Raw genomic sequence first — 13,938 nt, 5'->3', positions numbered from 1 at the left:
TCTTTTATGTTATATACAATTCAACAGGGAGACACATTGTATAAAATTGCCAACCAGTATGGTATTACAGTTGATGATATTTTAACGGTAAACCCACAAATCATCAATCCGAATGCTTTGCAAGTAGGGCAACGAATTATTATTCCTGTACAAGGAACGCAGCCTAGGGATACGGTGCGATATGTAGTACGAGCAGGGGATACACTTTATAGAATTGCCAGAAGATACAATGTTAGTCTTGAGTCAATTATTGCCCATAATCCACAAATTGCAGATCCTAGTAGATTGGTGGTAGGCCAAGTAATATATATTCCAAAGCGGGTATTAAGGGAGTATGAAATCCAGCCAGGTGATACTATGTATCTAATTGCCCGCAGATTCAACGTTCCCTTAGATAAAATTATTGCCGCTAATCCGCAAATTGACCCGCAACGGCTTCAGGTAGGTCAGATTATCTATATTCCAGATGCACCACCAACTCGTATTGTTGATCCTTTGCAGGAATACGGCTATGATGAAATGGTGAAGGATTTAGAGCAGATACAAGAGCGCTATGGTTTTATACAGATTTCAACGATTGGTCAGTCAATAGAAGGCAGGAATCTATATGTTGTGCGTATAGGTACTGGTCCGAAGGAAGTACATTTTAATGGTTCGTTCCATGCTAATGAATGGATTACGACACCTTTGCTTATGAACTTCATTGAGGATTATGCTATTGCTTATGACGCTAATCAGCCACTTAGAGGCTATAATGTACAGGAGTTATTTAACGAGACGAGCTTATACGTTGTACCTATGGTTAATCCAGATGGGGTAGAACTAGTGCTTGAAGGTATAGATCCGACAAATCCTCGCTATGACGAGGTTGTAGCTATTAACCGTAGTTCTTTAAATTTTGATAGTTGGAAGGCAAATATTCGCGGTGTCGATTTAAATAATCAGTTCCCAGCTTTCTGGGAGGAAGAATATCGGCGCAAAGGCATTACACAACCAGCACCACTAAACTATCCAGGACCAAGACCATTATCCGAGCCTGAGTCACAAGCTATGGCGGAATTTACTAGAAATCGCAATTTCCGTATGGTATTAGCCTATCATTCACAGGGGGAAGTAATATTCTGGGGTTACCGAGATATGGAGCCGCCGGAGGCTGAAGGTATAGTAAGACGCTTCCAGGAAGTCAGTGGATACCAACCAATTCGTACTGTGGTAAGTGATGCAGGCTACAAGGACTGGTTTATCCAAGAGTGGCGCAGACCTGGGTTTACTGTTGAAGTTGGTCGTGGAATAAATCCTTTACCGATTAGTCAATACCCGAGAATTTATGAAGACAACGTTAGGATATTATTAGAAGCATTAAGACTATAGCTGACAGCCGTGCGGCCCAATTATACTAAAAAATAATTGGGTCGCACAATGTATAAATGAATGCATAATTATCAGTTAAATTGGATTTATTATAGATTTGCTGTTGTGAGTTAAAGGGTTAAATGCTATAATAATACCCACTAATCTAACGAAAAGCAGTTAGATATGGGGTGCGTTTTCTGTTACATAGATAAATATTAGAAAGCGTAACAAAGAGAAAAAGAAAAGAAACAGAGGAGAGGATTTATAGTGACTTTTAGTAAGCCGAATTTTAGTAATGCAACTATGACGAAGCTACGTACTCCGAACGCCTATGTACCAAGCAGTGGCCTTTGTGCAACCTGTTTAGATGGTTGTCCAGGATTCTGTGAAGTTGGTACTTCTGCAGTACGTGGTAAAGAAGTACTTTATCCACAGCCATTTGGAACAACAACTTCCGCATCCGAGAAAGACTATCCAATTGACTACTCTCACTTTAACATTATGGGAACTACTGTTGGTGCACATGGTATTGAAGCTGACAGCGATAAGGCAATATTCCCTAATGTAAGCGTAGAAACAGCTATTGGTAAAGAAGGAGACCTTAAACTGCAAACCCCAGTAATCGTTGCAGGAATGGGTTCTACCTTTGTTGCAAAGGATAACTGGCCTGGATTAGCTTGCGGTACGGCAATCTCTGGTGCTGCTATTGTAATTGGTGAGAACATCTGTGGTATGGACCCTGAGTTAGAGGTTAAGAATGGGCGTGTTCATCATTCACCTGCTATGGTAAAGCGTGTTACATCATTTACAGACTGGTATAATGGTTACGGTACAATCGCTGTACAAGCTAACGTAGAAGACACTCGCTTAGGTGTGCAAGAGTATGCAATTGAGAAGTTAGGTGTTGATACGGTTGAGTTAAAATGGGGACAGGGTGCTAAGGATATCGGTGGAGAAGTAAAAATTAAATCCTTAGAGTTTGCTCAAGAACTACAAAAACGTGGATATATTGTATTGCCTGACCCATCAGATGAGACGGTTATCGAATCCTATAAAAAGGGCGCATTCTCTGAGTTTGAGCGTCATTCTCGTGTTGGTATGGTTGATGAAGAAGGCTTTATGGCTCGTGTAGATGAGCTGCGTAAAGCTGGAGCTAAAAGAATCTTCCTAAAAACTGGTGCTTATCGCCCAGCTGATTTAGCATTAGCTCTTAAGTTTGCATCAAAGGCTAAATTAGATTTATTAACAGTTGACGGCGCTGGTGGCGGAACTGGTATGAGTCCGTGGAGAATGATGAATGAGTGGGGTGTACCTACAGTTTATATCCAGTCGTTACTGACTGAATACTGTGACCGTTTAGCAGCTAAAGGCGAATACATCCCTCCAATATCAATTGCTGGTGGTTTTTCTTTAGAGGACCATATGTTTAAGACAATCGCAATGAGTGCTCCGTATGTTAAAGTAGTAGGTATGGCTCGTGCTCCACTAACTGCAGCGATGGTAGGTAAGAATGTTGAGAAGGCAATTAAAGAAGGTAAAGTCTTTAAAGAGCAGAAAAAATATGGCGAGACAGCTGAGCAAATCTTTATCCTAACTGAACAATTAAAGAAGCAATTGGGTAACGATGACTTTAACCGTCTTCCAGAAGGTGCATTAGGAGTTTACACATACTATAATCGCTTACATCAAGGACTAAAGCAATTTATGTGTGGTGCGCGTAAATTCAGTCTATCTCATATTACTAGAGATGACCTAGTTGCACTAACTGAAGAAGCAGCTAAAATCAGTGGTATTCCATACGTTATGGATGCAGATAAGGAAGCGGCTAAGAACATTCTAGGTTGCTAATAATCCGTATATATAAAATGAACATATAAATAGAATGTAGAGTAGAAGCTTGTCTAAGGCAAAAGAGTCTGGAGTAATTTTCCAGGCTCTTTTTTATATAGTTATCTAATAAGTTATTAGCTTTATACAAACAATAGAATATGGATATTATCTTATGAACTATACATAAGAAGCATGTCAAAAAATAATAGTTTAACAAAAGGAGATGTTATACAAATGTCGCAAACAATAAGAGAAATTATGGCTAACAATGTTGCTACAGTAACTACACAGGATTCTGTTATTAAGGCTGCACAAATTATGAGTCAGTACAATATAGGCTCTGTCCCGGTAGTTGAAAATGGAAATCTCGTAGGTATGTTAACGGATAGGGATATCGTTTTAAGGACAGTAGCCCACGGTGGTGACTTAAGCAACATACAGGTGCAACAGGTTATGACAACTAATGTAGTTACGGCTACACCTGACATGGATATTAATCAAGCAGCGCAATTAATGGCCAGTAAGCAGATTAGACGCTTGCCAGTGTTAGATAATAAACAGTTAGTTGGCATGGTAGCATTAGGAGATATGGCAATCGAGAGTGATCATATAAATGAAGCGGGAGATGCACTTAATAATATTTCAAAGCCCTAGGATTAAATTAATGAATTTAAAAAGATAACTTTAGAATTTTCCTAAATTATGTTATATTTATAATTGGAAAAAATACATATCTATTTAATAACTAGGAGGCAGACATATGACAAAAGAATTAAAGGGCAGTCAAACAGAGAAGAATTTATGGACGGCTTTCGCAGGTGAGTCTCAAGCTCGTAATAAGTATACATTCTTTGCTCAACAAGCTAAAAAAGAAGGATATGAGCAAATGATGGGTATATTTTTAGAGACTGCTGACCACGAAATGGCGCACGCAAAGCGTATATTCCGCTTCTTAAATGGAATTGGTGATACTAAGAAAAACCTTGAAGTTGCTAAAGAGGGCGAGAACTATGAGTGGACTGAAATGTACCGTAGCTTTGAAGTGGTTGCCCGTGAAGAAGGCTTTGAAGAAATAGCTGAATTTTTCCACGAGGTTGCTGAAGTAGAGGAAGAGCATGAGAAGCGCTTCCAGAAGCTATTAGATAACCTTTCAGATGGATCAGTATTTAAGAAGGAAAGCGAAGTCGAGTGGCAATGTAGAAACTGTGGTTACGTACATACTGGCCTTGAAGCGCCTGAGCTGTGCCCGAGCTGTGTTCATCCAAAAGCGCACTTCCAAATTTATTGCAAAAACTACTAAGATAGAGCTACAAGGACCTGCTGATTGTGATATATCAGCAGGTCTTCTATATGTGTTTAACTTTTATGTGGAAACTTTCGTATCCAGTGTACTTGTAGTATAATGAAAAACCGTACAGTCAATAAAATTCTGCATAATCAATATAGGGAGTGAACGGTTGTATGCGTTACAAGAGTTTTGGTAAGACAAATTTACAAGTATCACATATAGGCTTCGGCTCTATGCATTTACCGAAGCTCACCCAAAGTGAATGTGATAAAATCCTAAACTACGCACTGGATTTAGGGATTAATTATATAGACACAGCTCAGAATTATAGTGATAGTGAAGAGAAGATTGGACGAGCGATACATCATCGTCGGAATCAATATGTAATAGGGACAAAAACGAATAAAAGGACCTATAAACAGGCCAAATTTGAGATTCAAGATAGCTTAAAGAAGCTAAGAACGGAATTTATAGACATCTTGCATATCCATTATGTTAATTCTGATAAAGAATTTGAACAGGTGATGGGTATGGATGGTGCGATGAAAGCAGTTGAAGAAGCAAAAGAAGCTGGCTACATTCGTAATGTTGCAATTTCTAGCCACAGGCCAGATAAGCTGGCTGAATGGGTTAAAGAATATCCATTTGACTCTGTGCTTTTTCATTTAAATATTTGCCAATCCTTTGCAGTTAAGGATTTACTGCCGCATGCAAAGAAACTTGGAATTGGCACGATAGGTATGAAAGTATTAGCAGGTGGGTTTTTGAATCCATTACATTCACGATATCTTCTTACACAAGATGTAGATATTATTCTGCCTGGCTTTATGAGTATCACTGAATTGGATGAAAATGTTCAATATCTAGAGCAGCTTCCGGATAAAGTGGAGCAGAAACAGCTAGAACAATTAGCAGATATAGCAAGCTCGCATAATTGCAGGCGCTGTAACCAATGCGAATGTCCTCAAGGGATTAAAATTACTGATGCACTAATACCTAGTACATACTTAACGGAAATAGATAATAGCACAAAACGTACTAAGATGTGGAAAGAAAAGCGAGGCCCAGTTGAGCTTTGTAGAGTATGTACGATCTGCATTGAAACACCTGAATGTGAAAAAATGTGCCCGTATCACGTTTCAATTCGTGAGCGCATATTAAATCTTAGTTAAAGAGGAAGTTAAAGAGTTTGCGAAAGCTTGGCATAAGTTTGCCAAGCTTTCACTATGAATATAATATATTAGATTGTGTTAAATCAATATTATTTAACCAATTTTATTATATTGCGTTAGTTAGTCTTGGGGGTTAGATTTATGGAAGAGTCACTTATTCTAATTGCAATTGGCATAGTTGCAGGTATTGTTGGTAGTATCGCTGGAATTGGCGGCGGTATAATTATTGTACCTGCTTTAATTGAAATATTTAACGCTCCTTCTCAGCATGCAGCAGGAACATCACTAGTAGTTATTGTAGCTATCGCTTTTGCGTCTACAATGGCCTACGCTAAACAACAGCGAATTGATTATCGGAGTGCCCTGTTGTTCATTACTGCGAGTGCTCCGGGGGCATTTTTAGGAGCCTATATTGGCAAGCAGTTTAGTGAAGAAGCATTTACGACTTTTTTTGGAATACTAATGATTCTTCTATTTTTATTTCTTTCCTTAGACCACAAAAAACAAAAAAGCTATGGCTCTCCATCGATAAAAAGAGATTTTATCGATTCCGTTGGAAAGAGTCATAGCTATAGCTTTAATCGTACGATATCTTTGATTGTAGCCTTTTGCGTCGGCTTGATTTCAAGCTTATTTGGTATCGGTGGTGGGGCTTTGATGGTGCCGGCTATGATTATGCTATTTTCATTTCCTATACATATAGCAACTGCAACATCGATGCTGATAATTCTCGTATCTGCTATCGTTGGCTCCTTTACACACATGGCACTAGGTCATGTTATTTGGAGCTATGTGCTGTTATTAGCTCCAGGAGCTTATATAGGAGGCGTGTTAGGAGCTAGGGTTGCCATAAAACTTCGCTCTAATAATCTCATTTATTTTTTGCGGCTAGTAATACTAGTGGTAGCACTGCGCATGATTTTTATATAAAAAACACAATCAAAGCAGACACAAAGCCTAATACAGCGCCTATGAATACATCTGTCGGATAATGAAGCCCTAAATATATCCTCGATATGCCAACTACTGCAGCTAAGATAAAGAATAGTGGCGCGAAAATCGGAAAGTATAGTGAAAAAACTGTAGCAATAGAAACACTGGCAGTTGTATGGCCAGACGGGAATGAATAGTCCTTAAGAATTAATGATTCCTTAACAAAGGCCTCGGGTAGAACTAGGAATGGGCGTGGGCGATTAAAGAAATTTTTAATAAGCTGTACTAGAATATGACTTCCAGCCAGAGCGATTATGGTGTCTCTAGCGATATTTGTAAAGCTTCCGCTCTGTAACCATAATAGTAAAATGCAAATCAATATAGAAAATCTAGCTCCGCCGAAGTGGGTGAAGTAGGGCATTGTTCTATCAAGTGAACTACATTTAAGCTGCTGATTTATATATCGAAAAATTGTTTGATCCCAAGATAGGATATGATTCAAGAATATCACCTCGTGCTTGAGTATTGAACGTTATGTAAAGTATATACCAAATTACATATTTTAAGCAATATATAAATCAGTAGAGTTACAAAAAACATGACAATATAGTACTACTTATAGCTAGCAACAGGTGGTAATTTATGACCATTTAATAATCTTCATAAGTCGTTCACAGGCTAGCTTAGAACTTGTCTAATGTGCTAAACAAACTACTATAGATTTTGTTTATGGATTATAACAATATGCTTATATTTAAATGTATTATTTAGAAATCAAACGTAATATAGAGATAATTAGTTCAGAATAAGAAATTTGCACATGTTAACACAGAATATAACAGAATTTAGGTGATTGTTATAACATAGGTTGATGTTGTACAATAAGGTGTAGTAAGGTGGCTTTATAATATCTACTTCATGAGAAATGCTTTTTAAAAAGTACTAGTATTAAAAAGGAGGGGTCAATTTGAAGGAAACGTTTTATGAGTATGCGCAGAGAAGGGGATATTCAAGGAAAGATTTCTTGAAATTCTGCACAGCGATTACAGCAATTATGGGTTTAGAAGCTTCATTTACTCCGAAGGTAGTTAAAGCCTTGGAGACGAAAGAAAGGGTACCAGTTATTTACAAGCACTTCCAGGAGTGCACAGGCTGTTCTATGTCGTTTATCAAAATGCATAATCCTATCGTTGCAGATTTGTTATTCGACATGATATCGCTAGATTACCATGATACTATTATGGCAGCATCTGGTAGACAAGCGATAGAGGCAGCAGAGAAAACGAAGGAAGAATACAAAGGGAAGTACATCCTAGCATGTGAAGGAAGTATCCCTATGGCAGATGGTGGAATCCATAGTGTGGTTGATGGTAAGACGCACATTGATATTTTCCGTGAATATGAGAAAGATTGCGCAGCAATTATCTCTTATGGATCATGTGCAGCTTGGGGTGGAGTTCAAGCAGCAGCGCCAAACCCAACAAAGGCTACACCTATTTACAAGTTAACTAATAAACCTGTCATTAATGTGCCAGGTTGTCCGCCGATTCCAGATGTAATGGCAGGTGTAATTACACACATTCTAACGTTTGACTCTTTACCTGAACTAGACATTCGCAGAAGGCCTAAAGTATTCTATCGTCATAGAATTCATGATAATTGCCAGAGAAGGGCATACTTTGATTCAGGGCTATTTGTTGAAGAGTTTGACGATATCGGTTCTAAGCTTGGCTGGTGCTTGTATAAAGTAGGTTGTAAAGGTCCTGTGACTTACAACTCTTGTTCTGTAATGAAGTGGAATGATAGCACATGCTGGCCGGTTGAAGCAGGTAATCCTTGCATGGGATGTTCGGAAGATAATTTCTGGGATTTCGGTCCAATCTTTACAACATTAGCACAAATTCCAGGTACAAATATTATATACAACCCTGATAAAGTTGGTGCAGCTGTTGTAGGTGCTGCAACTGCGGGTGTTGCTGTTCATGCGGCTGCTACAGTAGCAGTAGAGAAGATGAAGAAAAAAGATAAAGAAGCGCCTGTTGCAGTAGATCAGAATAAGGGGGTCAGTAAGTAATGGCAGAAAGAATCGTAATCGATCCAATTACTAGAATCGAAGGCCACCTTCGTATAGAAATAGATGTAAATGACCAAGGGATAATATCTGAAGCGTTAAGCTCAGGTACTATGATTCGTGGTCTTGAAAAAATTATGGTAGGACGTGACCCAAGAGATGCTTGGGCATACTTACAGAGGGTTTGCGGTGTATGTACGACCGTTCACTCCATTGCGTCATTAAGAGCAGTAGAAGATGCATTAGACATTAGAATTCCAAAGAATGCAAACTTAATTCGCGATATTATTACTTACTCTCAGCATGTTGCCGACCATGTAGTTCACTTCTATCATTTACATGCATTAGACTGGGTAGACGTTGTTAGTGCATTAAGTGCAGATCCTCAGGAAGCTGCTAGAATCGCTCAAAGCCTATCTAATTATCCGAAGAACTCGCCTGGGTACTTCTCTGATGTACAAAAGCGCTTAAAAACTTTTGTTGAGAGTGGACAATTAGGTATATTTGCTAATGCATATTGGGGTCACCCAGCTTACAAGCTGCCACCAGAAGTTAACTTATTGGCTGTAGCTCACTATCTTGATGCACTAGAGTGGCAAAAAGAAATCGTTAAGATTCACGCAATCCTTGGCGGTAAGAATCCACATCCACACTTTGTAGTAGGTGGAGTTGCTTGTGCAATCGACTTAAACAGTGATACAGCATTAAATACTCAAAGATTTAATCAAATTCAAAAATTAATTAGCCAAGCTAAAGACATTGTAGAGCAGATGTACATCCCAGACTTAATGGCAATTGCTAGCTTCTACAAAGATTGGACGTACGGTGGAGGACTTAAGAACTATTTATCATTTGGTGATTTCGCTACTCCGGGTAATGACGTGCGTGATATGGATACTTATCTATTCCCAAGTGGAGCAATCTTAAATGGTGATTTATCTACAGTACATGATGTAGATGTGCGTGACTATGATCAAATCCAAGAGTTTGTAGACTATACTTGGTTAAAATATTCTGATGGAGCTAAGGGTAAACATCCATGGTTCGGAGAGACTACGTTTGACTATACAGGTCCAGCACCTGGATACAAAGAGTTAGATGAAACGAAGCCTTATACTTGGAATAAAGCTCCAAGGTGGAGAGGTCATTCTATGGAGGTTGGACCATTAGCACGTGTACTAGTTGCTTATGCTAAAGGTGTACCTGACGTTAAGAATATAGTAGATTGGGCTGCTGGTGAATTAGATATTCCATTATCAGCATTAATGTCTACTTTAGGTAGAACTGCTGCACGTGGACTTGAAACAAAATTATTTGTAGATCGTTTACAAGAGACTTTCGATGCTTTAATTGCTAACATCAAGTCTGGTGATACAGTTACTTTTGACAACTCTAAATGGGATCCTAAGACATGGCACAGAACAGATTCAGTAGTTAGAGGTGTTGGTTGGAATGAAGCACCTCGTGGTGGATTACTTCACTACATCGTAATTGAAAAAGGCAAAATTAAAAGTTATCAAGCGGTTGTTCCATCTACATGGAATGCGTCACCAAGAGACACTGATGGTGTACGTGGAGCGTATGAAGAAGCATTAGTAGGAACGCCAATGGCAGATCCACATCAACCACTAGAGGTAATTCGTACAATCCATTCATTCGACCCATGTATGGCATGTGCGGTACACTTAGTAGATAAGAACAAAAAAGAAATCACTCAGATTAACGTGATACGATAGGAGTGATCTAATGAGTTCACACGGAGGTCAAAAAAAGGACGTATATGTTTGGGAGCTACCAGTACGTATATTTCACTGGGTCAATGCATTATGTATAGTGGTTTTGCTAATCACAGGGTATTACATTTATAATCCATTTGTTCATGCTCCTGGACTTGTTGCTAATGACTATTTCCTAATGGGTACTGCTAGATTTATACATCTAGTTACTGCTTATGTGTTCATTGCGAATTTAATCTTTAGGCTATACTGGTTCTATGCTGGTAATGAATATGCAAAGATTAAGTTTTGGAAAAAAGAGTTCTGGGTAGGTCTTAAGGATGTTATCTTGTTTTACTGCTTTATAAAGAAAGAAGAGCCACATTATGTTGGTCACAATCCGTTAGCGATGATTAGTTACCTACTATTCATTTGGTTAGGTTCGTTCTTTATAATCCTAACAGGATTGGCTATGCAATCTGAAATTTACACAACAGGCTTCTTACATTCAATTACTGCATGGTGGCAAGCTTTAATGGGTAACTCTGTTAACACAAGGGTTATACACCATATGTTAGCTTGGGTGTTTGTACTGTTTATTGTAGCTCACTTATACACATCATTTAGATACGACTTCTTAAGTAAGAGTGGAGCAACGTCTTCAATTATTACTGGATACAAATCTAAGGAAATGCCTGAAGAAGACGAAGCACAAGAAGGACAGAACAAGAATCACTCAGCATAATAGTAGTATAAAATCCAATAATTGATGGTTATACTGGATATAGCATTATGCTATATCCAGTAGTAATTTTTAATCTTAAAACACAACAGAGGTGGAATATGCAGGTAATAGCAATGGGAATCGGCAATATTCTATGTAGTGATGAAGGTATTGGCGTTAAAGCAATATATAAGCTTATGGAAAAAGAGTGGAAAGAAGAAATCGAACTTGTTGATGGAGCTTGTGATGGCTTAAAGCTTTTAGACCAGGTTGAACGTGCCGATCGCCTATTAGTTATAGATGCTATCAATGCTGATGAAGAGCCTGGTACAATAGTGCAGCTTGAGGACGAAGAAGTACCTGCATTTTCAGGTATGCGACTTTCAGTTCACCAAGGAAGCTTCCATGAGCTTTTAGGGCTTGCAAAATTTCGTGACCGCTTTCCGAAAAAGCTTATTCTATTAGGAGTACAGCCAGGATCACTAGAATGGGGCACTGAACTGTCAGATGCAGTACAGGAAAAGCTACCAGAAATTGTCGAAAGAGCAGAAGCGATCCTACGTGAATGGGAGAAAGAACTATAGATTATATTGCCTGCAGCTACAGTAGTGGCTGCAGGTTTTTATGTTAATTAAAGACAATTCATAAGTCCGATGTTTGAAATAATAATTATAGGGAATATATAATTTAGCCACAATTAGCTCAAAATAAATGTAAATACTTTACGAAGAGCAGATTTTTATGTATGATGTTAATAATCCTTACTCGGGTTGTAATCATTCTAAAAAGCAATGAATATTAGGAGGTAAAAGGTAATGATAGAAAGCTACATACAACAATTATTCGCTAATAGAATTGGTGGTAACCAATTCGGAAAGGACACAGTTCTTTATAAGTTTGAAAAAATCAAACGTGCAAAAGCAGCAGCTAAAAAAGCACATCCTGATGTTGAACTGATTGATATGGGTGTTGGTGAGCCAGATGAAATGGCTGATGATGGCGTAGTTAAAACTTTAGCAGAAGAAGCAGCAAAGCCTGAAAATCGTGGCTATGCCGATAATGGTATTGCAGAGTTTAAGGAAGCTGCCGCTAAGTACTTAGAAGAAGTATTTGGAGTTGCAGGGATTGATTCAGAGAAGGAAGTGAACCATGCGATTGGTTCTAAGCCAGCACTTGCTATGCTTCCAAGCGCCTTTATTAATCCTGGGGACATCACGATTATGACAGTTCCGGGGTATCCTGTTATGGGTACACATACGAAATGGTTAGGTGGAGAAGTAGTTAACCTACCGTTGACTGCAGAGAACAACTTCCTGCCAGATATATATTCATTAACAGAGGATCAGAGAAAGCGTGCGAAGCTGTTATACATTAACTACCCTAACAACCCTACTGGGGCAAGTGCTACAAAAGAGTTTTACGAAAAGGTTGTCAAGTTTGCTAAGGATAACGATATTATTGTTATTTCCGATGCGGCTTATGCAGCATTAACATTCGACGGGGAGAAGCCATTAAGCTTCTTATCAGTAGATGGCGCTAAGGAAGTAGGGATTGAGATTCACTCCCTATCAAAGGCCTATAACATGACAGGCTGGCGTATGGCGTTTGTTGCTGGTAATGAACTAGTTGTTAAAGCGTTCGCTACTGTTAAAGACAATAACGACTCAGGTCAGTTTATCCCAATACAGAAAGCTGCTATGTATGGACTGCAAAATCCACAAATCACAGAAAAAATATCTGAGAAGTACTCAAGAAGACATAACCTACTTGTAGATGTATTGAATGAAGTAGGCTTTAAAGTGCAGAAGCCGAAAGGGTCCTTCTATCTTTATGTGGCAATACCAAAAGGCATTAAGGGAGGACGCCGCTTTGAGTCTGCGGAGGACTTCTGCCAATATTTAATTACAGAAAAACTAATTTCGACTGTGCCATGGGATGATGCTGGTAACTTCCTTAGATTCTCTGTTACCTTCCAAGCAAAGGGTGAGGAAGCTGAGAAAAAGGTAATCGAAGAAATAAAGCGTAGATTGACAGACGTAGAGTTTGAATTTTAGGATTATAGCTGTAAAATAGCCTAGATATTATAAAAATAGCTTGCTAGTGTATATTGATATACTAGCAAGCTATTTTTTACTCTTTCTCTGCTTTAAGTCTAGCTTCTTGTTCTCTGAGCTGATCCCTAGCTACCTGCCATTGCTCTCTAGATTTGCGAATAATTCCAACATCAGTGATGGATTTGTCCTTAATAACTTTGTCAAACCATTTGACAGCGCCACGATAATCGCCAAGCCGTCTTTGGATTTCAGCCATCAGATAAATCATCTTAGCCTCATTAACATTAACGTTTGATTCGTTTTGGAAAAAATTCATATATGAATCTAAAGCGTACTGTAAAAACCGCTGCTCCTGTTCAACATTATCTTTAAAGCGATAAAAACAAGCAAGTTTGAAGCATAGACCTCCAATGATAACATCACTTTGCTCTGTTAATTGAGCACATAAAAGTGCTAGTTTATATACAGTAATAGCATCTTTTAAAGTGCGTCTACCACCGTAATCATGGTTGTTCCATTTTTGGGTTATGATACTATTAAGGCGCTCCTGAAGCTGTTTTCCTAGTGTCGTAAACTTGAAATTATCTGTATATGCATAGCCGCATGCTATACACACGCGTACTAGATAAAAGTCAGGGTTTTCACCCTCATAATGAATACAAAAATCTGTATCAGTTTTTTTTGTTTTTACAAAGCTGCTACGAACTTTACTTGTTTTGGATTCAAAGGTACAATTAGGACAGGTAACGGAAACTTGATATATTGGCTCAATCTGCTGTTTATCCATCAAAGTCATCT

13 protein-coding genes are annotated in these 13,938 nt (G+C 38.5%); 11 read left to right on the top strand and 2 right to left on the bottom strand.

All coding sequences use genetic code 11. From position 1 onward, the window contains the following. The first annotated feature begins 6 nt into the window (after nt 1-6). The 6 genes from BHF68_RS09980 to BHF68_RS09955 all read left to right on the top strand — a co-directional run bounded on the left by BHF68_RS09980 (nt 7) and on the right by BHF68_RS09955 (nt 6,573). Entirely contained in the window at nt 7-1,371 is a 1,365-nt protein-coding gene (locus BHF68_RS09980) for a M14 family metallopeptidase (RefSeq protein ID WP_084019362.1), read from the top strand. Between the two features lie 249 nt (nt 1,372-1,620). Then, on the top strand, nt 1,621-3,201 hold the full coding sequence (locus BHF68_RS09975; protein ID WP_069643511.1) for an FMN-binding glutamate synthase family protein: 1,581 nt from the start codon (nt 1,621-1,623) through the stop codon (nt 3,199-3,201). A gap of 216 nt (nt 3,202-3,417) precedes the next feature. Beyond that, complete coding sequence (locus BHF68_RS09970) at nt 3,418-3,837, top strand: CBS domain-containing protein (protein WP_069643510.1); 420 nt, start codon at nt 3,418-3,420, stop codon at nt 3,835-3,837. A 106-nt stretch (nt 3,838-3,943) separates the two neighbouring features. Beyond that, the gene (rbr, locus tag BHF68_RS09965; protein ID WP_069643509.1) at nt 3,944-4,483 is read left to right on the top strand and encodes a rubrerythrin; all 540 of its coding nucleotides are present in this window, start codon (nt 3,944-3,946) and stop codon (nt 4,481-4,483) included. Nucleotides 4,484-4,644: 161 nt separating this feature from the next. Beyond that, a complete protein-coding gene (locus tag BHF68_RS09960; RefSeq protein ID WP_069643508.1) occupies nt 4,645-5,643 on the top strand; it encodes an aldo/keto reductase in 999 nt (332 codons plus the stop codon). Nucleotides 5,644-5,784: 141 nt separating this feature from the next. Further along, nucleotides 5,785-6,573 (top strand): sulfite exporter TauE/SafE family protein, encoded by a 789-nt coding sequence (locus BHF68_RS09955; protein WP_069643507.1) that lies wholly within the window; start codon nt 5,785-5,787, stop codon nt 6,571-6,573. On the opposite strand, the gene BHF68_RS09950 is transcribed toward BHF68_RS09955, so the two are convergent. Next, nucleotides 6,566-7,078: a phosphatase PAP2 family protein gene (locus BHF68_RS09950; RefSeq protein WP_084019361.1), complete on the bottom strand. Its 513-nt coding sequence runs from the start codon at nt 7,076-7,078 to the stop codon at nt 6,566-6,568. The two genes, BHF68_RS09955 and BHF68_RS09950, sit on opposite strands and share 8 nt — an antisense overlap. Nucleotides 7,079-7,543: 465 nt before the next feature. On the opposite strand from BHF68_RS09950, the gene BHF68_RS09945 reads away from it, so the two are divergent. From BHF68_RS09945 to BHF68_RS09925, 5 genes are all read left to right on the top strand, one after another. Next, nucleotides 7,544-8,650, top strand: coding sequence for a hydrogenase small subunit (locus BHF68_RS09945; RefSeq protein ID WP_069643505.1), 1,107 nt, complete (start codon nt 7,544-7,546; stop codon nt 8,648-8,650). Continuing rightward, a complete protein-coding gene (locus tag BHF68_RS09940; protein ID WP_069643504.1) occupies nt 8,650-10,383 on the top strand; it encodes a nickel-dependent hydrogenase large subunit in 1,734 nt (577 codons plus the stop codon). The genes BHF68_RS09945 and BHF68_RS09940 overlap by 1 nt, the downstream gene beginning before the upstream one ends. 10 nt (nt 10,384-10,393) lie before the next feature. Continuing rightward, entirely contained in the window at nt 10,394-11,107 is a 714-nt protein-coding gene (cybH, locus tag BHF68_RS09935) for a Ni/Fe-hydrogenase, b-type cytochrome subunit (RefSeq protein ID WP_069643503.1), read from the top strand. A gap of 47 nt (nt 11,108-11,154) precedes the next feature. Then, complete coding sequence (locus tag BHF68_RS09930; RefSeq protein ID WP_084019360.1) at nt 11,155-11,670, top strand: HyaD/HybD family hydrogenase maturation endopeptidase; 516 nt, start codon at nt 11,155-11,157, stop codon at nt 11,668-11,670. A gap of 234 nt (nt 11,671-11,904) precedes the next feature. Continuing rightward, a complete protein-coding gene (locus BHF68_RS09925) occupies nt 11,905-13,140 on the top strand; it encodes an LL-diaminopimelate aminotransferase (protein WP_069643651.1) in 1,236 nt (411 codons plus the stop codon). 76 nt (nt 13,141-13,216) lie between these two features. Here the strand turns inward: BHF68_RS09925 and BHF68_RS09920 are convergent, their stop codons facing one another. After that, a complete protein-coding gene (locus BHF68_RS09920) occupies nt 13,217-13,927 on the bottom strand; it encodes a DUF2225 domain-containing protein (protein WP_069643501.1) in 711 nt (236 codons plus the stop codon). Nucleotides 13,928-13,938 lie beyond the last annotated feature (11 nt).

Origin of the sequence: Desulfuribacillus alkaliarsenatis, from assembly GCF_001730225.1 — a bacterium.
Taxonomy (GTDB): domain Bacteria; phylum Bacillota; class Bacilli; order Desulfuribacillales; family Desulfuribacillaceae; genus Desulfuribacillus; species Desulfuribacillus alkaliarsenatis.
Note: the sequence above shows the minus strand (reverse complement) of the source record. Positions and strands in the feature narration are given on the sequence as shown.

Coding starts and splice junctions, on each gene's coding strand:
- BHF68_RS09960 (WP_069643508.1), top strand. CDS start 4,645: ATGCGTTACAAGAGTTTTGGTAAGACAAATTTACAAGTATCACATATA.
- BHF68_RS09930 (WP_084019360.1), top strand. CDS start 11,155: ATGCTATATCCAGTAGTAATTTTTAATCTTAAAACACAACAGAGGTGG.
- BHF68_RS09920 (WP_069643501.1), bottom strand. CDS start 13,927: ATGGATAAACAGCAGATTGAGCCAATATATCAAGTTTCCGTTACCTGT.
- BHF68_RS09980 (WP_084019362.1), top strand. CDS start 7: ATGTTATATACAATTCAACAGGGAGACACATTGTATAAAATTGCCAAC.
- BHF68_RS09955 (WP_069643507.1), top strand. CDS start 5,785: ATGGAAGAGTCACTTATTCTAATTGCAATTGGCATAGTTGCAGGTATT.
- BHF68_RS09940 (WP_069643504.1), top strand. CDS start 8,650: ATGGCAGAAAGAATCGTAATCGATCCAATTACTAGAATCGAAGGCCAC.
- BHF68_RS09970 (WP_069643510.1), top strand. CDS start 3,418: ATGTCGCAAACAATAAGAGAAATTATGGCTAACAATGTTGCTACAGTA.
- cybH (WP_069643503.1), top strand. CDS start 10,394: ATGAGTTCACACGGAGGTCAAAAAAAGGACGTATATGTTTGGGAGCTA.
- rbr (WP_069643509.1), top strand. CDS start 3,944: ATGACAAAAGAATTAAAGGGCAGTCAAACAGAGAAGAATTTATGGACG.